Source organism: Streptomyces sp. NBC_00461 (genome assembly GCF_036013935.1).
Classification (GTDB): domain Bacteria; phylum Actinomycetota; class Actinomycetes; order Streptomycetales; family Streptomycetaceae; genus Streptomyces.
On record NZ_CP107902.1, the window covers coordinates 2,043,749 to 2,063,155 of the forward strand.

Below are 19,407 nucleotides of genomic sequence, written 5' to 3' on the forward strand. Positions count from 1 at the left end.
GTCGTCTCCATGCCGCCTCAGTCCTCGGTGCCGTCGTCGCCCGACCTGCGGGGAGCGTTCTTACGCGGTTCCGGCTGCGTCGATCCGCCCGTACGGGGAGTGGACCTGCGAGCCCGTGCGGGAGCTTTCGCGGCGGTCTTCGCCACGGCCTTCGCGGGCGTTTTCGCGGCCTTTCTGGCGTTCGCCGGGCCGGTCTGCTCGGCTCCGCCCTGAGTAACTCCCGTGTGTCCGGCCTCAGTTGACGGGACGTCGCCCTTCGGCTCCGCGCCCGGAGGGACCGGCGCTCCCGGCGCTCCGAACGGCAGGACTCGGACCGTGGGCCGCTCCACCGGTTTCCCGGGCACCGGCGTCTGCCGTCCATCGATGAGGACGAGCGTCGCCTGGTAGGCCACCGACAGGGTGTAGGGCGTCTGGTAGAGCATCCCCCAGAGCTTGGACGTCTCGTCGACGTCCATCACCGTGGGCGTGAACCGCACCCGCTGAGCCGCCTCGGCGAGGTCGCTGCCCGCCAGGTAGGGCCGTTCGCCCGCCTGGTCGATGACGTCCTTCGGCAGCACCGGGATCTCGTGCAGCGTGCGGACGACGGAGCCGATCAGCCGCTGGCCGACCAGCTCCCTCTCGTCGCCGTACGCACTGATCAGATAGTGCAGGTCGAGAGCCGCGGCCGGCCGCTTGACCAGGGTGCCGTCGGCCGCCCGGGTCGGCAGGTCGTTGTTCCGCTGCGAGGTGTTGGGCGTGACCTGGTAGAGGAACACCGAGATGGTGGGCTGCTCCAGCTGCGGATCGGCGGGCGGCTTGCGCGGCTCGACCTTGACGGCCTCGCCGAACTCCGGACCCACGTTGTTCTCGATCAGCAGGGCGAGAGCCTGGGTGACATGGGCGATGGCCAGTGCGTTGCTCATGACGCCGGTTCCTCGTTCCTCTCTCGTCCCGCCGGGTGCGTGCCGTTCACTCGCGCCCCCGCTCCAGGTAGTCCGCGAGGCTCAGGGCCGCGCCGGTCCGCTCCTTGGCGGGCGTGCGCTGCCGCCCGCCGCCGGACTGCGCCCCGCCGGCGGTCACTTCGAGCCGCCCGATCTGCACCTGCACCACCTGCTCGGCGGCCCGCGCCGGCCGCCGGGCCGCGGCCTGCCGTACGGCGTCACGTGCTGCCGCCGTGTCGGCGGCACTGGGGCGCAGCGCCGCCGACACGGCTCGGGGAGCGGACTCCGGGCCCGGGGGGATGGGCACGGAGGCCGCGGTCTGTGCCGGGCCCGGCTCCGCACGCCCCCGTCCCGCCGCCCGCCGCCCCGCATCGGGCAGCGGGCGCGGTCCCGGGGCGACCGGCGCGACGGGACGCGGCGACGGCGCCTCGGCGCGCGGCGGCGCGGAGGAAGGCGGGGCCGGGTCGAAGGGGTCGCGTTCGGTGCGTACGACGGTCCGCTCGCGTTCCGTGTGCGTGCGCGTCTGCGCGGCCGCAGGCGGCATCTCGGCCGGGCGAGCGGTCGAGGGAGTGGCGGCGGGCCACAGCAGTGCGTCCTCGTCCGGCGCGGGCGCGGCGGCCCGTACCGCCTCGACCCGTTCGAACGGGCCGGGCAGCCGGGGCCGTACCCGTGCCGCGGCCGGTCGCGGGGCGGTGTGCCGGGCGATCAGCCGGTCCAGGAAGTCCGGCTGTGACCGGCCGCCGAGCGGGGTGTCAGACATCCGCACACAGCTCCAGGTAGTAGCGGCGCCGCGTCGGGCTGAGCGCCAGGATGTCGGGCTCGCTCCAGCCGTAGGCGGTGGCGAGCAGATGGACGTCGAGCAGCACGTCCCGTGCCCAGGCGTCCAGTTCGGTCCACAGGTAGGAGGCGATGTCGAGTTCGGCCCGGGTGGCCGTACCGCACTCGGGGCAGGCGACGTTCAGTGCCAGGTCGGCGCCCGGGTCGGCGGCCTCGACCGCCTCGGCGATCCGGCGCTGCACGGTGGCGGGCAGCGCCGGGCCGGCCACGGCGGTCCCGTCGTGCACCGCCGAGACCAGGCACCGGTCGAGGAGCGCCGTACGCGGGTCGGCCGCCCGGGCCGCCGCCGTCAGGTCGGCGACGCCGGGCAGCCTGAACTCGACGTCCCAGCCGTCCTGTCGGACCCGTACGACCGCGTCGCCGCGTCCGCCGAGCGATCCCGCGACTTCACCGGCGTCCAGGTCGAACTCCATGTCCTGACCGCACGCGGCGCACCCGAGGCGTACCTGCATCCGCTCGCCGAACAGCGCCCGGCGCAGGGCGAACAGGTCCGCCTCGCGCTCGCCGACCGGCAGCTGCGGCAGCCTCCCGGTGTCGACGTCGGGACGCGCCGCCCGGTGCAGCAGCAGAGCCCTCCCGACGGGCGGCTCGCCGAGCCCCGCCTCCCAGGCGGCCAGCAGTTCGGCCGCCCCGGTGATCGCCATGTCCCTCCCCGTTTCCCTGAACTACCGTCCGCTCAGGCCGGGTTGAGGAACGAGGGTTCCTCCGGCTCGGGCACCTCGTAGTCCCGCTCCCAGCCCTCGCACTCGAGCTTCAGCGACTGGATGGCCACCGCGTTGGCGTTGGCGTCCAGCTCGCCGAGGACCTGGTACTCGCTGGGCCAGGTCCGGTAGAGCTTGTGCGAGACGGCCACCTGACCGGCCTCGTTGAGGACCTGGATCACGATGTCCTTGCGGAAGTCCGCGAGGGACACCTCGGAGCCGAGGCCCGCCCCGACCTGCCAGACCTTGTTGGCCCAGCGGTCGAACTCGGGGTCGTGGGTCACCCCGCGTTCGAGGGTGATGCCCTCGAACTCGGAGCGGCCCGGCGACTTGCGCGGGGAGGAGGGGTCGCCGCCGTGACGGTGCTTGACGACCTCCGTGGTCCGCTTCAGCGGACTGATCTTGCTGATGCCGGCGACCGTCCGACCGTCCCACAGCACAAGGAACTTGAAGTTCTTGTAGGGGTCGAAGCGATGCGCGTTGACCGTGAACTCAGCCATCGATTTCCTTCAGCTCTCCCAGATTCCGAGCCACTAGAGCGCGAACTGACCGGACGTCTGCTGGATCTTGACGACCACGAACTCGGCCGGACGGACCGGCGCGATGCCGACGAGCACGTTGACGATGCCGTTCGCCACGTCCTCGTCCGTCGTGGTCTCGCTGTCGCACTTGACGAAGTACGCCTCACGCGGGGTGCTGCCCTTGAAGGCGCCCTGGCGGAAGAGCGTGTGCAGGTACGAGGAGGCGCCGAGGCGGATCTGCTGCCACAGGCTCTCGTCGTTGGGCTCGAACACGACCCACTGCAGGCCGCGTTGGAGGCTCTCCTCCACATGAAGCGCGAGCCGCCGCACGGGCACGTACTTCCATGCGCTGTCGAGGGCGTCGGAGCCCTCCAGCGTGCGCGCTCCCCACACCAGCGGGCCGGTGAGCGGGAACGTGCGCAGGCAGTTGACGCCGAGCGGGTTGAGCAACCCGGTCTCACGGTCCGTCAGGTCGACGGTGAGCGAGTGCACTCCGACGAGCTGCGCCTCCGTGCCGGCCGGTGCCTTCCAGACACCGCGCTCGGAGTCGGTGCGCGCGATGACGCCGGCGACCGCGCCGGACGGCGGGAAGGCGCGCAGCCGACCGGTGAGCGGGTCGGTGAGCTGGATGTGCGGGAAGTACAGGCCGGCGTGGTTGCCGCGCACCGGGTCGAAGGCCGACAGGCCGGCCCGCGCGGAGTCCACGCTCACCCAGGTGCTGGGCGCGTCGACGAGCAGGAAGATCCGCCGCTCCTCGCACAGCCGCTGAGCGGCGGACACGACGGTGAGCGCGTCCTCGGTCTTCTCGTACGAGGCCAGTTCCGGCAGCGACAGCAGGTTGACGTCGGCCACCCCGCGCAGCGCCTGGACGCCCGTCTTGGCGGCCTCGGAGCCGATGAGGTCGCGCGGGCCGGGGGCCTCGCCGTCCTCGCCGCCCTCCAGCGGGAACACCGGCGGGTTGACCGAGGCCTCCAGGCCCAGGTCGTTGGCGCACTCGCCGAGGAAGCGGACGACGTCGCCGGGGTCGGTGGAACCGGCGACCACCTGAACACGGCGGCCGAAGGCGGTGACCTCGACGCCGGCGAAGGCGTGCTTGCCGGGCGCGTCGGGCAGTGCCCGCAGCTTGCGTTCCAGGAGCAGCGCCAACTCGGCCACGGTGGACGGGGCTTCGCCGTCGCAGTCGGGGTCGTAGAGCTTGAACTCGCGCTCCACGTCACCGATCTTCACCGTCAGGTCGACGGCCAGGTCGGGCAGTTCGTGCCCGAACGGCTTGGAGACGGTGCCGGACGGGTCGGGGCGCCCCTCGCCGACGGCCTCGACCCGGATCAGCCGGGAGCCGGCGTTGATCACGGTCGGCGCGTACCGTCCGCTGCCGGCGTCCATGGACAGGCCGGCGAAGCTCTCGCGGGCGTCGCCCTTGGCGTCGTAGACCCGCAGGTTGAAGGTCTCTTCGCAGGTGGGGGTGTCGTAGTCGACGGCGACGCGCAGACCGTTGCCCCAGACGCCGGGTTCCTTGGCGTGGACCTCCAGGACGCGGCTCTCGCTGTGGCCCTCGGTGGACTCCAGGACGACACACGCGGCCTTGCCGCTGCCCGCCTTGGCGACCCGGACGATCACGGCGACGGAGCCGCCGTTGCCGAAGAACTGGTGCACCGCGTACGCGAGCGGGCTCTGCGCGCTCAGCCCGCCGAAGCGGCGCTCGAAGTCGGCGAAGCCGGTGACGCGCACCGGCTCGTTCAGCGGACCGCGCCGGGTGTGTCCCACGAACGCGGTCACCGAAGTGGTCACGGCGGAGATGGCGCGGGTGCTGCTGGGAAGCTCTTCGACATAGACGCCCGGATACGTCGGCCTCGCGGCGCTCACGGCATTCGTCGGCATTCCCCCTCCTATCCCTGATCTCAGGCACCGGTGAAAGGCACCAAGAGGCGGCAGAGGGAGAGGTTTCGGCACGGCGACGCGCGGAAGTCTTCCGACGCGCCCTGTCGCGCCGGTCCGCACACCCCGTATCAGTTTCCCCCGTCAGTGCCCCGGACGGACGGCCGCCCGGGTCAAGCACGCACGCTTGTGACTCCTGATGCTCAAGTGCACTGCCCACCCTGTGAGTTGGCCGTTGCGGGAGCAAGTCGCGTTCGCGCCAGTTCGAAGGGAGGTTCGATGAAGGGCGTGGTGCATGACCCGCACACGATGTGCGCGTGTCGGAGCAGGTGCTTCACGGATCTCACACAGCGAGTGGTGCAGGAGAATGGGGCGCATGTCCCGACGTACCTCGCATCCTGGGCGGAAGCACGGCTCCGCCCCTGTTGACAACCCCTCCTGCCCTTGCGGTCTTGCGGAGACGTACGAAAAGTGCTGTGGCCGATTCCACCGGGGTGAGGCCGCGGCACCGACCGCCGAGACGCTGATGCGATCGCGCTACAGCGCATTCGTGAAGCGCAACGAGCAGTACCTGCTGAGGACTTGGCATCCGCGTACCCGGCCGGGGCAGGTCGAGTTCGATCCGGGGATGCGGTGGAGCGGTCTGGAGATCCTCGGCACCGGAGACGGCTCGGCCTTCCACAGCACCGGCACGGTGACCTTCCGCGCCACGTACCGGGGCGGCACGCTGCACGAGCGCAGCCGGTTCGAGCGGGTCGACGGCGCCTGGGTGTACGTCGACGGGGAGTTCCTCGACTAGCTGATACCCCGACGCTAGGGAGCGAGGATGTCGAGCTCCTGAAGGGCCCCGACCGTGATCTCCCGGGTCAGCTGCTCGGCGCGCGCCGCGTCGCCCTCCCGGATCGCCTCGGCGACCTGGACGTGCAGGGTGACGGCGGCCGGGTCGGGGTCCTCGAACATGACCTCGTGGTGGGTACGGCCCGCGAGGACCTCGGCGACGACGTCACCGAGCCGCGCGAACATCTCGTTCCCGGACGCGACGAGGACGACCCGGTGGAAGGCCATGTCGTGGACGAGGTACTCCTCCAGCCGGTGGCCGCGGGAGTTGGCGACCATGCCGAGCGTGCACGCGGTGAGTTCGGCGCACTGCTCGGCGGACGCGTGCCGGGCGGCGAGGCCCGCGGCGACCGGCTCGACGGCCGAGCGCAGGACGGTCAGTGAGCGCAGCTGGTGGGGGCGGTCCGCGCCGGCCAGGCGCCAGCGGATGACCTGCGGGTCGTAGACGTTCCACTCGGACTTCGGGCGCACGGTCACGCCGACCCGCCGACGTGACTCGACCAGGTGCATGGATTCGAGCACGCGCACCGCCTCGCGCATCACCGAGCGTGACACGTCGAAGCGCTGGGCCAGCTCGTCGGTGCGCAGAACGCTGCCCGGCGGGTACTCGCCGGCCGTGATGGCGGGTCCGAGGGAGTCCAGTACGCGGCCGTGCAGCCCCCGGCCCAGAGTGCTCATGCACTCAGCGTACGGGGAGGTTCACAGAAACAAAAAGTCAGACTTATTTGTCACAGACCCTTGAACTAGTCGTACCTAATCGGTTTCAGTGTCGTCGACGCCGGATGGCGTCCAGATGTCGAAGAAGACAGTGAGAGCACGATGCAGCAGCTGCGCACCTCCCATGTCGTCGTGGTCATGGGCGTCGCGGGCACCGGCAAGACCACCATCGGTCCCCTGCTCGCGGCCCGTCTCGGCGTTCCGTACGCCGAGGGCGACGACTTCCACCCGCAGGCCAACATCGCCAAGATGTCGGCCGGGATCCCGCTCCAGGACGAGGACCGGTGGCCCTGGCTCGACGCCATCGGCGCCTGGGCGCACGGGAGGGCCGGACTGGGCGGCGTGGTCAGCAGCTCGGCGCTGAAGCGGTCCTACCGCGACCGGCTCAGGGCCGCCGCGCCCGGTGTCGTCTTCGTGCACCTCACGGGCGACCGTGCCCTCATCGAGAAGCGGATGTCGCACCGGCAGGGCCACTTCATGCCCACGGCGCTGCTCGACTCCCAGTTCGCCACGCTCCAGCCGCTTCAGCCGGACGAGGCAGGCATCGCGGTGGACGTCACCGGCAGCCCCGAGGAGATCACCGCACGGGCCGTGAAGGCACTGGACGCGCTCCCCCACCCGGCCGGATAACACCTCCCGGCCCGCTCCCCAAGCTCTTCTCGCTCAAGTCCTCCTCCCTCAAGTCCTCCTCCCTCAAGTCCCCAGTCCCCCATACCCGCAAGGACACCACCGTGACCAGACTCAGCGTCGAGACCCTGGCAGCGGACGCACCGGCACCGATCACCTCGGCCGGTCACGCTCAGCTGGGCATCGCCGTTCTGGTGGGCATCGCCGTCATCGTCGTGCTCATCACCAGGTTCAAACTCCACGCCTTTCTGGCCCTGACCATCGGGTCACTGGTTCTCGGCGCCGTCGCGGGGGCCCCGCTCGACAAGGTGATCCTCAGCTTCAGCACCGGGCTCGGCACCACGGTCGCCGGCGTGGGCGTGCTGATCGCCCTCGGCGCGATCCTCGGCAAGATGCTCGCCGACTCCGGCGGCGCCGACGAGATCGTCGACACGATCCTCGCGAAGGCGGGCGGCCGGGCGATGCCCTGGGCGATGGTGCTGATCGCCTCGGTGATCGGCCTGCCGCTGTTCTTCGAGGTCGGCATCGTGCTGCTGATCCCGGTCGTGCTGATGGTCGCCAAGCGCGGCAACTACTCCCTGATGCGCATCGGCATCCCGGCCCTCGCGGGACTGTCCGTGATGCACGGCCTGATCCCGCCGCACCCCGGCCCGCTGGTGGCGATCGACGCGGTGGGCGCCAACCTCGGTGTCACGCTGGCGCTCGGCCTGCTCGTCGCCATCCCGACGGTGATCATCGCCGGTCCCCTGTTCTCGAAGGTCGCGGCCCGCTGGGTGGACGCCCCGGTCCCCGACCGGATGCTGCCGCCGCGCGCCTCCGAGGAGCTGGAGAACCGCCCCGGCTTCGGCGCCACCCTGGGCACCATGCTGCTGCCGGTCGTGCTGATGCTGGCCAAGGCACTGGTCGACATCGTCATCGACGACCCCGCAAACCGCACCCAGCGCGTCTTCGACGTCATCGGCAATCCACTGATCGCCCTCCTCGCGGCCGTGCTCGTCGGCATCTTCACGCTGCTTCGGCCCGCCGGCTTCGGCAGGGAGCGGCTCACCCCGCTCGTCGAGAAGGGCCTCGCGCCCATCGCCGGCATCCTGCTGATCGTCGGCGCGGGCGGCGGCTTCAAGCAGACGCTGATCGACTCCGGCGTGGGCCAGATGATCCTGGACATCTCCAAGGACTGGTCGATTCCGGCGCTGCTGCTGGCCTGGCTGATCGCGGTGGCCATCCGCCTGGCGACCGGCTCGGCGACGGTGGCGACGGTCTCGGCCGCCGGCCTGGTCGCCCCGCTCGCGGCCGACATGTCGACCGCCCACACCGCACTGCTCGTCCTGGCCATCGGTTCCGGCTCGCTCTTCTTCAGCCATGTCAACGACGCGGGATTCTGGCTGGTCAAGGAGTACTTCGGCCTCAGCGTCGGCGACACCCTGAAGACCTGGTCCGTCATGGAGACGATCATCTCGGTGGTCGCCGGCGGTCTGGTCCTGCTCCTCTCACTGGTCATCTAGGAGTACGAGGATGAGTCACCCCCTGTTCGACGTCAGCGGCCGCACGGCCCTGGTCACCGGCTCCAGCCGCGGCATCGGTCTCGCCCTCGCCCGGGGCCTCGCGGAGGCCGGCTGCACGGTGGTCCTCAACGGCCGCGACGCCGACCGTCTCACCAAGGCGGCCGCGGAACTGCCCGGCGACGTCCACACGGCCGTCTTCGACGTGACCGACGGCCCGTCGGTCGCCGCGGGGATCGCGGATGTCGAGGAACGGGTCGGCCCCGTCGACATCCTCGTCAACAACGCGGGCGTGCAACTGCGCGCCCCGCTCCTGGAGTTCACGGACACCGACTGGCACCGCCTCCTGGACACCAACCTCACCAGCGCGTTCCTGGTCGGCCGTGAGGCGGCCCGCCGGATGACGGAACGCGGCCACGGCAAGATCGTGAACATCTGCTCGCTGCAGAGCGAGGTGGTCCGCCCCGGCATCGCGCCCTACGCGGCCACCAAGGGCGCCCTGAAGATGCTCACCAAGGGCATGTGCGCGGACTGGGGCCCGTACGGCGTGCAGGTCAACGGGTTGGGCCCGGGGTACATCGAGACGGAACTGACCAGGCCCCTCGTCGAGGACGAGGAGTTCAGCGCCTGGGTGCGCCGCCGCACCCCGGCCGGCCGCTGGGGCCGTACCGAGGACCTGGTGGGCGGGGTGCTGTTCCTCGCCTCGCCCGCCGCGGACTTCGTCAGCGGACAGGTGCTGTACGTCGACGGCGGAATGACGAGCGTGCTGTGAAAGGGCCTGCTGACATGACAGGGATGCCGGGCTGTGTGATCCACGGTCAGGGAGACCTGCGGGTCGACCGGCTGCCGGTCCCGGAGCCCGGCCCCGGGCAGGCGCTGATCGCCGTCCGCTACGGCGGCGTCTGCGGCTCCGACCTGCACTACTGGCGACACGGCGGGGTCGGCGACTTCCGTCTGAGGGAACCGATGCTGCTCGGGCACGAGGTGGTCGGGACGGTCCTGGCGTACGGCTCCCCGGACACGTCGGGCCCGGCCGTCGGTACGGCGGTGGCCGTGCACCCCGCGACTCCGTGCGGCTCGTGCCCGGAATGCGCGGCGGGACGCCGAAACGTCTGCCGGGACACCCGCTACCTCGGCAGCGCGGCGCGCTTCCCGCACGTACAGGGTGGTTTCGCGGCCCAAGTGGTCGTACCCATCGAGCAGTTGAGGCCGCTTCCGGTGGGCCTCGGAATGCGGAGGGCGGCGCTCGCCGAGCCGCTGTCCGTCGCCCTGCACGCGGTGCGGCGGGCCGGGGAGGTGAGCGGACGGCATGTGCTGGTCACCGGTGCCGGTCCCATCGGGTGCCTCGTGGTCGCCGCGGCGAAGGCGGCGGGTGCCGCACGGGTCACGGTCACCGACCTTCTCCCGACGGCTCTGGAGTACGCGCGTGTCGCGGGCGCCGACACCGTCGTACGGGCCGACGATCCGGCCGACGCCGGGTGGCCGTCCGAGACGGACGAGGTGGATGTGGCTGTCGAGGCGTCAGGGGTGGCCGCCGGTCTCGACACCTGTCTGCGTCTGGTGCGGCGCGGCGGGGTCGTCGTGCAGCTGGGGATGCTGCCGCCCGGGCCGAGCCCGTTCGCCGGGAACCTCGTGGTGAGCCGGGAGATCGAGCTGCGGGGAGCGTTCCGCTTCGACACCGAGTTCGATGAGGCGCTGCGGCTGCTCGCCGCCGAGCCCGCCTTCGACGGGCTGGTCAGCGCGGTGGTGCCGGTGACGGACGCCGAGGCGGCGTTCGCGCTCGCCGCGGACCGGAGCCGGTCCTGCAAGGTCCTGTTGGACTTCGGTGCCTGAACCCGCTTCCCCGGCGGCCCGCTCGGCCTCATCATGAGGAGACCCCCGGCCACGGCCTCCGGGGCGAACGTGTCGGGGGGCGTCATGGCGGTGTCCCTCGGGATGCGTGTCTCGGGACTGCTCGTGGTCGGAGCGGTGGCGGTGGCTGTCGCGGCCTTCACCGGTGGCGGAACTGGCACACCGGACAGAGGGGGCGGGCACGGCACGATCGTGACCGTCGGGCCGTCGGACGGTTCCCGTTCCGCTGCGTCGCCCCTGCCTCCCGTTCCCCGGCAGTCACCCGCCGGGGAAGCGGGCCCCACGGCACTGCCGAGCACCCCGGGCCACACCCACCGCACCACGGCACCGCCGACCGACACCTCCCCCACCCCTTCCCCCACCCACGGCAACAGCCTTCTCCTGAGCCCCGCTTGGCTCCCGCCCGGCCCGGTCTCGCCCGATGCCGACTCCACCCCCGACCCGTCCGGCGTCTACGACGAGCTCCGGGACCCGGAGCAGTGCCGGGCCGCCCTCGATGTCGTCCCGGCGGCCTCGGCCGACCCTCAGTGGCGGGTTGTGCGCGCGCTCGCGACGGCCTGTCTGGCGGTTCAGGGCCGAGGCGGCAGCTGGGACGGCGCGGCCGAGGAGTACACCGGCCTGGCCGGGAAGACGGACACCTGCAAGGGCCGCGCCGCCTACGCCGTCCTCGGCGGGCTGCTGGACTTCCACCGCCTGCACCCGGGCGCCACCGTGCGGTTGCACGCCTCGGGCGGCACGCCCGCGTGCGCCTACCGGGTCGCCGGCGTGGACACCGGCGGCGACGGCGAGGCGCAGCCCGGCGACCCGGTCGCGATCGAACTGCGGGATATCTGCTTCGACCCGTCCGAACTGCCGCGGTTCGGAAACGTGTTCATCGGCGGGCAGCAGCTCGCCGGGCCGCCCGTGCAGCGGGCGCGGGCGGGCGACCGGCTGGTCCTGTCCGCAGTGGTGCCGTCCCTGGGCGGCTACCCGCGCTCGGTCGACGTGGTCGTCCGGTACGGGACCACCGAGGCGCGGCTGAAGGACGCGTTCACGGTCGTGGCACCCGCCGCGCTCCCGTCACCCGGTGTCCCGTCAGGGTCGCCACAGGGGGTGCTCCCGCTCGGCCCACTCCCGGCTCACCTTCCCGGTCCGTAGCCCGCCGCGTGCCTCGGGATCCGCGATCGCCATGCCGATGTGCCCCGCGAGGACGATGCCGATGGTCAGGGCGAGCCAGTCGTGGACGAAGGTCGCGCTGGTGCGCCACACGATCGGGGTGAGATGGGTGAACCACATGATCAGGCCGGTGCCGAGCATCACCAGGGTCGCCCCGGCGATCCAGGCCGCGTAGATCTTCTGTCCGGCGTTGAACTTGGCCGCCGGACGCGCCGAGCGCCGCTTGTCGCGCAGCAGGGCGCCGCGCAGCCACACCCTGTCGTGCGGGCCGAAGCGGTTCAGGTGCCCCAGGTCGGCGCGGAACCAACGGGAGGCAAGGCCGAGCAGGACAGGCACGGGCAGGGCGAGCCCGGCGCACTCGTGGACCCGGACCACCACCTCGCGGCGGCCGACGAGTTCGGCGAACTGCGGGATGTAGAGGAACGCGGCCGTCACCACGCACACGCCCATCAGTGCGGCGGTCGTGCGGTGCACCCAGCGCTGCGCGGGCCCGAACCGGCGGATCTCGGCGACCGGCGGGGTGTGTGCCTCAGCTCGTAGGGTCATCGTCCCGCCCGTTCGACTTGCCGACCCAGGCGTCGACGTCGTAGCCGAGGTGCTCCCAGTAGCCCGGCTTCACGTCCTCGGTGACGGTGATGCCGGAGAGCCATTTGGCGGACTTGTAGAAGTACATCGGCGCCACGTAGAGGCGGACCGGGCCGCCGTGGGCGTGGCCGATGTCCTTGTTCTGCATGCGCAGCGCCACCAGGACGTCGGAGCGGCGGGCCTGGGCGAGGGTGAGGCTCTCGGAGTACGTGCCGTCGAAGCAGGTGAAGCGCACGGCCCCGGCCTTGCCCCGCACGCCCGCCGCGTCCAGCAGCCGGGACAGCCGTACGCCTTCGAAGGGGGTGTCGGGGACCCGCCAGCCGGTGACGCACTGGACGTCCTTGACCAGCTTGGTCTGCGGCAGGGCACGCAGGTCGTCGAGCGTGTAGGTCTTCGGGCGGTCGACGAGTCCGTCCACGGTGAGGCGGTAGTTCAGGGCGTTCCTGTGCGGCACGGAGGAGGCGACCGAGTAGTAGCGGAACCCGCCGCCGTTGGGGAGCAGGCCGGTCAGACCGGTGGGGTCCTTGTCGGCCGCCGCGCCGAGGAAGCCCTCCAGGGCGTTCTGCAGCGTGGGTGCGGCGATCACGCCGAGGGCGCCCAGGCCGATGGTGCCGAGCAGGACACGGCGCCCGATCGGTGTGCCGCGCTCCTCGGGTGCCTTCGGGCTGCCGGGCTCCTCGGGTTGTTCGGAGTTCACGTATCCATTCGAACACCCGCGACCCCGGTGGGACCAGGAATCGCGGGTGCTCGTCAGGGTTCCGTAATCACTTCTTACGGCGTTCTCAGAAACCGGCGCCCGAAAAGCCGGTCAGCATGCGTGCCTGCTCCGCATACGTGCCTGTTCCCCATGCGTACTACGACGTCTCCTGCGCCGCCCTGTCCAGCTGGAATGCCTCGTTGCCGAGTCCGATCCGGGCGTGTGCCTCGGGGACGCGCGAGCGCAGGACCAGCCCCTGGGCCAGGCCGACGACCAGGGCGAGGCCGATGATGCCCGGCAGCGCCCAGCTCAGGGCCGAGTCGGGGCCGGCACCGACCAGCACGTCGAAGTCCTTGACGGTGTAGCCGGCGATCACGAGCAGGGCGACGGCGGCGAGCGCGGAGGTCACCAGGCGCCACCGCTGGGCGCCCAGGGCGCCGCGCCGGGCGAAGAAGACGATGACCGACACGGAGGCCGCCGCCATCAACAGGATCACGCCGAGGGCGCCGATGTTGCCGAACCAGGTGAACAGGTGCAGCACCGGCTCGGTGGGGTCGCCGGTGGGCTTGTCGTCGGCGATCGCGAAGGCGATCACGACGACCGCCGCCACGGCCGTCTGCAGCAGGGAACCACTGCCGGGAGCGCCGCTCGAACCGGTCGTTCGGCCGAAGGTGCGCGGCAGCAGGCCCTCGCGCCCCATGGCGAAGGTGTAGCGGGCGACGACGTTGTGGAAGCTGAGCATGGCCGCGAACATGCCCGTCACGAACAGGACGTGCAGGACGTCGGTGAAGGTGGAGCCGAGCCGGGACTCGGTCAGCGAGAAGAGCATTCCGGCGCTCTCCTTGCGGGCCACGCCGACCACCTGCGTGGGGCCCGCGGCGACGGTCAGGGCCCAGCTGCTGACGGAGAAGAAGACGGCCACGCCGGCCACCGCGAGGAACATCACGCGCGGCACCAGGATGTGCGGCTTGCTGGTCTCCTCCGCGTACACGGGCGCCTGCTCGAAGCCGAGGAAGGCCGCGATGCAGAAGCAGAGCGCGGTACCCACCCCTGCGCCGCTGAGCGTGTCCGGGTTGAAGGCGTGCAGCGACAGGCCCTCCCCGGCCGGGTCGCCGATCGCCGCGATGTCGAAGACCACCACCAGGATCACCTCGACGACCAGCAGTACGCCCAGCACGCGCGCGTTGACGTCGATCTTCAGCCAGCCCAGCAGACCGACGACCGCCAGCGCCGCCAGCGCCGGTATCCACCAGGCGATCTCCAGGTGGGCGTAGGTGGAGAAGAGCCCGGAGACCTCGAAGCCGAAGATGCCGTAGATGCCGACCTGCAGGGCGTTGTAGGCGACCAGCGCCACGAGGGCGGCACCCGCGCCGGCGGTGCCGCCCAGACCCCGGGAGATGTACGCGTAGAAGGCGCCCGCGTTGTGGACGTGCCGGCTCATCTCGGCGTAGCCGACGCTGAAGAGGACCAGCACCACGCCGAGGGCGACGAACAGGAGGGGCTGGCCGACGATCCCCATCACCGCGAATGTGGTGGGCATGACACCCGCGACCACCATGAGGGGGGCGGTCGCGGCGAGCACGGAGAGCAGCAGTCCTCCCGTGCCGAGGCGGTCGGCGCGCAGGGCGCGCTCCTGCCCCAGATACGTACTGATGCCGTCGGCGGCGGGTCTGCTCGCGTTGGAACTGCCCGTGGTCATCGCAGGACCGTCCTTCTGGTTGGCGTCGGGAGTGTCATGCCGTGCCGAGCGCGGCGGCGCGCGCGGTACGGAAGGCGGAGTGCGGATCGCGGTCCGGGTAGGACCACGGCGCCGCGGTGGCGTGCTCGCCGATGCGGTGGAAGAGGGCGGCGGCCTCGGCGCCCCGGCCCTCGCAGACCTTGGCGTGGGCGAGGAAGTTGAGGTCGACCAGGCGGCGCGGGTGGCCCTCGTGCTCCCACTCCAGCCACCAGTCGAAGGCGGTCTTCATGACCTGGCGGGCCCGGCGCCCGGTCCAGTGCCCGGAGGCGGCCGGGTCCGCCGGTTCCTGTCCGGCGGCGGCCAGCACGCGGTAGCGCTCGGCGTGGGCGACGACCGGCAGGATCGCGAGCGGGGAGTCGGCGGGGGCCTGTTCGGCGGCCCAGTTGGCGAAGTCGTAGACCTCGTGCAGGGGGTCGGGGCCGGCGCTCGCGTGCCGCTCGGCGAGGTGGGCGACCATCAGGTGGTGGGCGTGGTGGTGGTCGGCGTACCGGCCGCGGACCTGGTCGAAGAGCCGTGCGGTCTCCTCGTCCGCGCCCCCGTTCCGTTCCAGCATGAGCAGACCCAGCCACGGGGTGGGATCCGCGGGTACCAGGGCGGCGGCGTCCCGGCAGGCCTCCCGGGCACGGTCGGGCTTCTCCTTGCCCCGCAGGGCGCGCCGGACCAGTGCGAGCGCGAGCAGCACGGCCGCGTCGGCGGAGTCGGGCTCGGCGAGCAGCCAGTCCCCGGCCCAGGCGGCACTGTAGGGCTCCAGCGCCAGCACGGTGATCCGGTGCCCGCGGCGGTCCCAGTCGTCGCCGGTGTGCACGAGCAGGGACCGCGCGGCCTGCCACCGCCCCTGCGCCAACGCGGCGCGGGCGCCGGAGAGTTCGGCGTCGTCCAGGGCCGCGTCGAGCGCCTGGGCGGCCACACGCTTGCGGCCCCGGCCGAGGGGTGGCGGGGGTGGAGACACCGCGGGAACTTCCTCACGCGACACGGCTCGTCGGCCGGTTTCGGCTTGCCGTCGACTGGTCACGCACAGCAAACCCCCCGCCAATGCTTTGCGTCAAGAGATGTACGGCTGTTACACGCGTCAACTTCCGTTACTGCAGGGGCATTTGTGATCAGGTGACCTGCGGCAGCCCCGGTATGTGCGGTCACGGATGTGGCGTACGCCATGGCGCCCCCGGTTCCGGCACCTCACCATGGCGGGACGGCCACGTCACCGTCCTTGATCGTCCTTCGACCGTCGGGGCAACGTGACGGAGCCGACTCCCCGGATCCGGGTACTCCCAGGAGCCTGCCGGGCGCCGGGACGCTACAGTCACCCAAACGCACCCCGAGGCCCGGCCCGACGATCGAGGTACGCAGCGTGTCCGTTCTGGTTCTGATTCTCGCCGTGAGCGCCGCCTGCTGCCTGGGCTTCGGCTTCGTGCTCCAGCAGAACGCGGCCCAGCAGGCACCCCTGAGCGACTTCCTCTCGCTGCGTCTGCTCTTCGACCTGATGCAGGTGCCGCGCTGGCTGGGCGGCATCGGCCTGATGGTGGCCGGCATGGTCCTGGGCGCGATCGCGCTGAGCCAGGGCGAGATCTCCCTCGTCGAACCCCTGCTGGCCACGAACCTCCTCTTCGCCCTCGCCCTCTCCCGCAAGCAGACCAGGCAGCCGCTGGGCCGCCAGGGCTGGGGCGGACTCGCGCTGCTCGCGGGCGGCGTCACCGCCTTCATCGTCGCGGGCCGGCCGCACGGCGGCACCGCGGTCAGCGACCCCTTCCGGCACTGGCTGATCATCGGTGCCATGATCGGCCTCGCGCTGCTCCTGACGACGTACGCGAAGCGCTCCCGCCTCAGCTCCGGCCCGGTCCTCCTCGCCCTCGCCGCGGGTCTCCTCTACGGCGTCCAGGACGCCCTGACCCGGGTCAGCGGGCAGCGCTTCTCCGAGGGCGGCCTCACCGAGCTGGTCACCGGCTGGCAGCCGTACGGCGTCGCGGCCCTCGGCGTCACCGGCCTGATCCTGGTCCAGAGCGCGTTCGAGACGGCCCCCCTGCGCATGTCGCTGCCCGCCCTCACCGCGGCCCAGCCGCTCGCCGGCATCATCTGCGGAGTGGGCTTCCTGGGCGACCGCCTGCGCACCGACACGGGAGCGCTCGCCTGGGAGGCGGCCGGTCTCGCGGCGATCGTCGGCGGCATCGTCCTGCTCGGCCTGCACCCGTGCATGCCGAGCGGCGCGGCGAAGCCGCAGCGGGTCCGGGACCTGCAGCCGAACTGACGTCGTCCTGCTGACGCCGTCCTGCTTGGATGGCCGTATGACGAGCCCCGCAGACGAGATCCTCGACATCGTCGACGAGAACGACCAGGTCATCGGCCGGTCCCCGCGCGGCGAGGTGTACGCCGAGGGCCTGCGCCACCGCTGCGTCTTCATCCAGGCCAGGGACGCGCAAGGCCGCCTCTTCGTCCACCGCCGCACCCCGACCAAGCTGGTCTTCCCCTCCCTCTACGACATGTTCGTCGGCGGAGTGGTCGGCGCGGGCGAGTCCTACGACGACGCGGCGCTGCGCGAGGCCGAGGAGGAACTGGGTGTCTCCGGGCTCCCGGACCCGGGCTTCCTCTTCAAGTTCCTGTACGACGACGGCGCCGGCCGGACCTGGTGGTCGGCGGTGTACGAGGTCCGCTGCGATCTGCCGGTCGATCCGCAGGCCGAGGAGGTGGCCTGGCACGCGTTCCTGCCGGAGGCGGAGGTGGAGCGACGTCTGCCGGAGTGGGAGTGGGTGCCGGACGGGCTGGCGGCGTACGAGCGCTTGAAGGCCTTCCGAGGCACGTCCGGCCCTCCCGGCCTCTGAGGACGAGGCCCGTTCAGGGCCGATAAAGTCCTGAACGTGATCGACCTTGCACGAAACATCCGGCTCTGGTTCGCACCCGAACAGGTCCGGCAGGACGGCCGCACCCCCGATTACCGCTTCTCGCTGGCGAACGAGCGCACCTTCCTGGCCTGGCTGCGCACCGCGCTCGCCCTGATCGGCGGCGGCTTCGCGGTGGACCAGTTCCTGCCGGACCTGCGCTGGGCCTGGCGGGTCGGGCTCGCGCTCGCGCTGCTCGGAGCGGGCGTGCTGTGCTCCCTGCGTGCGGTCAATCACTGGATGCGCTGCGAGCGTGCCATGCGCCGCGGCGAGGACCTGCCGGTCTCACGGTTCCCGGCGGTGCTGAGCGTGGTCGTCGCCGTCGTGGCCGTGGCGATGGTCGTCGTCGTGCTCTTCGGGTGGGAGGGATGACCGCCGACGCGGTGCCCGAGCGCGACCCCGGGCTGCAGCCGGAGCGGACCCGGCTGGCCTGGCGGCGTACGACACTGGCGAGCACCGTGGCCGCCGTTCTCGCCATGAGGACCGCGCTGCACGGCGATGCCTCCCCGGTCGACGTCGTGGCCTGCGCCCTGTGCTGCGCCCTCTGGCTCGGCTTCCTCCTGATCGCCCACCGCCGAATCCGCACCCTGTCATCGCCCGACAGCCCCCACGCCCTCGCCCCCCGCCACGCCACCACAGCCGTCCTGTGCACCATCGCCGTCGCAGCCTGCGGAGCGGCCCTCGTCCTCTGACCGGAAACACCGCACCGCACCGCGACACCCCCCGACAACCGTCGCGGCCCACACCCCGTGCTCCATCTCGCAGGGCTCCCCGCCACGCCACCACAGCCGTCCTGTGCACCATCGCCGTCGCAGCCTGCGGAGCGGCCCTCGTCCTCTGACCGGAAACACCGCACCGCACCGCGACACCCCCCGACAACCGCCGCGGCCCACACCCCGTCCTCCATCTCGCAGGGCTCCCCGCCACGCCACCACAGCCGTCCTGTGCACCATCGCCGTCGCGGCGTGCGGGGCGGGCCTCGGCTTCTAACCGGCCGGTTCCACTTCCCAGTCCACCGTCACCACGATCTTTCCCCGCGTCCGGCCTTGCTGGCTGAGGCGGTGGGCGTCCGCCGCGCGTTCCAGTGGGAACGTCTCCGAGACATGCACGGACACGACGCCCTGTTCCGCCAGTTCGGTCAGCCGCAGCAGGTCCTCGGCGTCCGGGCGCACCCAGCAGTACCGGCCGCCGTAGCCGATGACGTCGCCGTCGGCGATCGACGCCAGACGGCCCTGTGGGACCAGCAGGTCGACCGAGGTCTTCAGGGCCTCGCCGCCGACGGTGTCGAACACGGCGTCCACGCCCTCGGGCGCCAGCCCGCGCATCCGCTCGGCCAGCCCCTCGCCGTACTTCACAGGCTCGCAGCCCAGCCCCCGCAGGAAGTCGTGGTTGCCCTCGCTCGCCGTGCCGATCACCCGGGCGCCCAGATGCCGGGCCAGTTGGACGGCGATGGAGCCGACCCCGCCCGCGGCCGCGTGCACCAGGACCGTGTCACCGCGCCCGACCTGGAGCGCCTTCACCAGCACCTGGTAGGCGGTGAGCCCCGCCAGCGGCAGCCCGGCCGCCTCCTCCCAGGTGAGGTTGCGCGGCTTGCGGGCGAGGGTGCGCACCGGGGCGGCGACGTACTCGGCGAAGGTGCCGCGGGAGAGGAAGTCCTCGCGCACGTACCCGATGACCTCGTCCCCGGCGGTGAACTCCGGGACGGAGACGCCCGGTTGCACCACCACGCCGGAGACGTCCCAGCCGGGCACCACGGGGAAGACGGGGTCGAGCATTCCGTCGAGGTAGCCCTCGCGGCACTTCCAGTCGACGGGATTGACGGCGGCCGCGCGGACCTTGACCAGCACGGCGTCGGGGCCGACCTTCGGATCGCCCACCTCGCCGTACTCGAGCACGTCCGGTCCGCCGTACCGGCTGTAGCTGATGCCTTTCATGACACCGACCCTCCGGGGTGCCCGGGCGCCACGCAACCCGAAT

Annotated in this window: 21 protein-coding genes; 10 read left to right on the forward strand and 11 right to left on the reverse strand. The window is 71.9% G+C overall.

Annotated features, from left to right (window positions below; all coding sequences use genetic code 11):
- Positions 1 to 17: 17 nt before the first annotated feature.
- The 5 genes from OG870_RS09775 to OG870_RS09795 are packed head-to-tail and all read right to left on the reverse strand — an operon-like array spanning position 18 to position 4,857.
- Complete coding sequence (locus OG870_RS09775; protein ID WP_266585814.1) at positions 18 to 902, reverse strand: DUF4255 domain-containing protein; 885 nt, start codon at positions 900 to 902, stop codon at positions 18 to 20.
- 46 nt (positions 903 to 948) lie between these two features.
- Complete coding sequence (locus OG870_RS09780; protein WP_266923532.1) at positions 949 to 1,680, reverse strand: hypothetical protein; 732 nt, start codon at positions 1,678 to 1,680, stop codon at positions 949 to 951.
- A complete protein-coding gene (locus OG870_RS09785; RefSeq protein WP_266511316.1) occupies positions 1,673 to 2,401 on the reverse strand; it encodes a T4 family baseplate hub assembly chaperone in 729 nt (242 codons plus the stop codon). The genes OG870_RS09780 and OG870_RS09785 overlap by 8 nt, the downstream gene beginning before the upstream one ends.
- Before the next feature lie 32 nt (positions 2,402 to 2,433).
- Positions 2,434 to 2,958, reverse strand: a complete 525-nt coding sequence (locus OG870_RS09790) for a phage tail protein (RefSeq protein WP_004003113.1) — start codon at positions 2,956 to 2,958, stop codon at positions 2,434 to 2,436.
- Between the two features lie 33 nt (positions 2,959 to 2,991).
- Entirely contained in the window at positions 2,992 to 4,857 is a 1,866-nt protein-coding gene (locus OG870_RS09795) for a phage tail sheath subtilisin-like domain-containing protein (protein ID WP_266511349.1), read from the reverse strand.
- Between the two features lie 373 nt (positions 4,858 to 5,230).
- On the opposite strand from OG870_RS09795, the gene OG870_RS09800 reads away from it, so the two are divergent.
- Positions 5,231 to 5,653 carry a YchJ family protein gene (locus OG870_RS09800; RefSeq protein ID WP_266511351.1) on the forward strand — a complete coding sequence of 141 codons (423 nt, stop codon included), beginning with the start codon at positions 5,231 to 5,233 and terminating at the stop codon, positions 5,651 to 5,653.
- A gap of 14 nt (positions 5,654 to 5,667) precedes the next feature.
- Here the strand turns inward: OG870_RS09800 and OG870_RS09805 are convergent, their stop codons facing one another.
- Positions 5,668 to 6,369 (reverse strand): FadR/GntR family transcriptional regulator, encoded by a 702-nt coding sequence (locus OG870_RS09805; RefSeq protein ID WP_266511354.1) that lies wholly within the window; start codon positions 6,367 to 6,369, stop codon positions 5,668 to 5,670.
- A 141-nt stretch (positions 6,370 to 6,510) separates the two neighbouring features.
- Here OG870_RS09805 and OG870_RS09810 point away from each other — a divergent pair, with 141 nt between their 5' ends.
- The 5 genes from OG870_RS09810 to OG870_RS09830 all read left to right on the forward strand — a co-directional run bounded on the left by OG870_RS09810 (position 6,511) and on the right by OG870_RS09830 (position 11,522).
- Positions 6,511 to 7,038 carry a gluconokinase gene (locus OG870_RS09810; RefSeq protein ID WP_266511357.1) on the forward strand — a complete coding sequence of 176 codons (528 nt, stop codon included), beginning with the start codon at positions 6,511 to 6,513 and terminating at the stop codon, positions 7,036 to 7,038.
- Between the two features lie 101 nt (positions 7,039 to 7,139).
- Positions 7,140 to 8,537, forward strand: a complete 1,398-nt coding sequence (locus OG870_RS09815; RefSeq protein WP_327690815.1) for a GntP family permease — start codon at positions 7,140 to 7,142, stop codon at positions 8,535 to 8,537.
- Between the two features lie 10 nt (positions 8,538 to 8,547).
- On the forward strand, positions 8,548 to 9,306 hold the full coding sequence (locus OG870_RS09820; protein WP_266585807.1) for an SDR family oxidoreductase: 759 nt from the start codon (positions 8,548 to 8,550) through the stop codon (positions 9,304 to 9,306).
- Positions 9,307 to 9,329: 23 nt separating this feature from the next.
- A complete protein-coding gene (locus OG870_RS09825) occupies positions 9,330 to 10,367 on the forward strand; it encodes an L-idonate 5-dehydrogenase (RefSeq protein WP_266588504.1) in 1,038 nt (345 codons plus the stop codon).
- Positions 10,368 to 10,451: 84 nt separating this feature from the next.
- The gene (locus OG870_RS09830; RefSeq protein WP_266585805.1) at positions 10,452 to 11,522 is read left to right on the forward strand and encodes a hypothetical protein; all 1,071 of its coding nucleotides are present in this window, start codon (positions 10,452 to 10,454) and stop codon (positions 11,520 to 11,522) included.
- Here OG870_RS09830 and OG870_RS09835 read toward each other — a convergent pair.
- The 4 genes from OG870_RS09835 to OG870_RS09850 form a co-directional block, all read right to left on the reverse strand.
- On the reverse strand, positions 11,460 to 12,086 hold the full coding sequence (locus OG870_RS09835) for a cytochrome b/b6 domain-containing protein (RefSeq protein ID WP_266585803.1): 627 nt from the start codon (positions 12,084 to 12,086) through the stop codon (positions 11,460 to 11,462). The two genes, OG870_RS09830 and OG870_RS09835, sit on opposite strands and share 63 nt — an antisense overlap.
- Positions 12,070 to 12,822, reverse strand: coding sequence for a molybdopterin-dependent oxidoreductase (locus tag OG870_RS09840; RefSeq protein WP_266511372.1), 753 nt, complete (start codon positions 12,820 to 12,822; stop codon positions 12,070 to 12,072). The genes OG870_RS09835 and OG870_RS09840 overlap by 17 nt, the downstream gene beginning before the upstream one ends.
- Before the next feature lie 157 nt (positions 12,823 to 12,979).
- Positions 12,980 to 14,521 carry an APC family permease gene (locus tag OG870_RS09845; RefSeq protein ID WP_266585801.1) on the reverse strand — a complete coding sequence of 514 codons (1,542 nt, stop codon included), beginning with the start codon at positions 14,519 to 14,521 and terminating at the stop codon, positions 12,980 to 12,982.
- A 34-nt stretch (positions 14,522 to 14,555) separates the two neighbouring features.
- Positions 14,556 to 15,509, reverse strand: a complete 954-nt coding sequence (locus OG870_RS09850) for a hypothetical protein (protein ID WP_266585799.1) — start codon at positions 15,507 to 15,509, stop codon at positions 14,556 to 14,558.
- Between the two features lie 399 nt (positions 15,510 to 15,908).
- On the opposite strand from OG870_RS09850, the gene OG870_RS09855 reads away from it, so the two are divergent.
- From OG870_RS09855 to OG870_RS09870, 4 genes are read left to right on the forward strand one after another with little or no spacing between them, the layout of a single operon-like run.
- On the forward strand, positions 15,909 to 16,802 hold the full coding sequence (locus tag OG870_RS09855) for a DMT family transporter (RefSeq protein WP_266585797.1): 894 nt from the start codon (positions 15,909 to 15,911) through the stop codon (positions 16,800 to 16,802).
- Between the two features lie 37 nt (positions 16,803 to 16,839).
- Complete coding sequence (locus OG870_RS09860; protein ID WP_266585795.1) at positions 16,840 to 17,373, forward strand: NUDIX hydrolase; 534 nt, start codon at positions 16,840 to 16,842, stop codon at positions 17,371 to 17,373.
- A 36-nt stretch (positions 17,374 to 17,409) separates the two neighbouring features.
- Positions 17,410 to 17,802: a YidH family protein gene (locus OG870_RS09865; protein WP_266511385.1), complete on the forward strand. Its 393-nt coding sequence runs from the start codon at positions 17,410 to 17,412 to the stop codon at positions 17,800 to 17,802.
- Complete coding sequence (locus OG870_RS09870; RefSeq protein ID WP_266511387.1) at positions 17,799 to 18,122, forward strand: DUF202 domain-containing protein; 324 nt, start codon at positions 17,799 to 17,801, stop codon at positions 18,120 to 18,122. The genes OG870_RS09865 and OG870_RS09870 overlap by 4 nt, the downstream gene beginning before the upstream one ends.
- 294 nt (positions 18,123 to 18,416) lie before the next feature.
- On the opposite strand, the gene OG870_RS09875 is transcribed toward OG870_RS09870, so the two are convergent.
- Positions 18,417 to 19,364: an NADP-dependent oxidoreductase gene (locus OG870_RS09875; protein ID WP_266585793.1), complete on the reverse strand. Its 948-nt coding sequence runs from the start codon at positions 19,362 to 19,364 to the stop codon at positions 18,417 to 18,419.
- Positions 19,365 to 19,407: the final 43 nt, after the last annotated feature.

What these genes read in the sequence shown, in the direction of transcription:
- OG870_RS09775 (WP_266585814.1), bottom strand. Translation starts at nt 902, where the DNA reads ATGAGCAACGCACTGGCCATCGCCCATGTCACCCAGGCTCTCGCCCTG.
- OG870_RS09780 (WP_266923532.1), bottom strand. Translation starts at nt 1,680, where the DNA reads ATGTCTGACACCCCGCTCGGCGGCCGGTCACAGCCGGACTTCCTGGAC.
- OG870_RS09785 (WP_266511316.1), bottom strand. Translation starts at nt 2,401, where the DNA reads ATGGCGATCACCGGGGCGGCCGAACTGCTGGCCGCCTGGGAGGCGGGG.
- OG870_RS09790 (WP_004003113.1), bottom strand. Translation starts at nt 2,958, where the DNA reads ATGGCTGAGTTCACGGTCAACGCGCATCGCTTCGACCCCTACAAGAAC.
- OG870_RS09795 (WP_266511349.1), bottom strand. Translation starts at nt 4,857, where the DNA reads ATGCCGACGAATGCCGTGAGCGCCGCGAGGCCGACGTATCCGGGCGTC.
- OG870_RS09800 (WP_266511351.1), top strand. Translation starts at nt 5,231, where the DNA reads ATGTCCCGACGTACCTCGCATCCTGGGCGGAAGCACGGCTCCGCCCCT.
- OG870_RS09805 (WP_266511354.1), bottom strand. Translation starts at nt 6,369, where the DNA reads ATGAGCACTCTGGGCCGGGGGCTGCACGGCCGCGTACTGGACTCCCTC.
- OG870_RS09810 (WP_266511357.1), top strand. Translation starts at nt 6,511, where the DNA reads ATGCAGCAGCTGCGCACCTCCCATGTCGTCGTGGTCATGGGCGTCGCG.
- OG870_RS09820 (WP_266585807.1), top strand. Translation starts at nt 8,548, where the DNA reads ATGAGTCACCCCCTGTTCGACGTCAGCGGCCGCACGGCCCTGGTCACC.
- OG870_RS09825 (WP_266588504.1), top strand. Translation starts at nt 9,330, where the DNA reads ATGCCGGGCTGTGTGATCCACGGTCAGGGAGACCTGCGGGTCGACCGG.
- OG870_RS09830 (WP_266585805.1), top strand. Translation starts at nt 10,452, where the DNA reads ATGGCGGTGTCCCTCGGGATGCGTGTCTCGGGACTGCTCGTGGTCGGA.
- OG870_RS09835 (WP_266585803.1), bottom strand. Translation starts at nt 12,086, where the DNA reads ATGACCCTACGAGCTGAGGCACACACCCCGCCGGTCGCCGAGATCCGC.
- OG870_RS09845 (WP_266585801.1), bottom strand. Translation starts at nt 14,521, where the DNA reads ATGACCACGGGCAGTTCCAACGCGAGCAGACCCGCCGCCGACGGCATC.
- OG870_RS09860 (WP_266585795.1), top strand. Translation starts at nt 16,840, where the DNA reads ATGACGAGCCCCGCAGACGAGATCCTCGACATCGTCGACGAGAACGAC.
- OG870_RS09870 (WP_266511387.1), top strand. Translation starts at nt 17,799, where the DNA reads ATGACCGCCGACGCGGTGCCCGAGCGCGACCCCGGGCTGCAGCCGGAG.
- OG870_RS09875 (WP_266585793.1), bottom strand. Translation starts at nt 19,364, where the DNA reads ATGAAAGGCATCAGCTACAGCCGGTACGGCGGACCGGACGTGCTCGAG.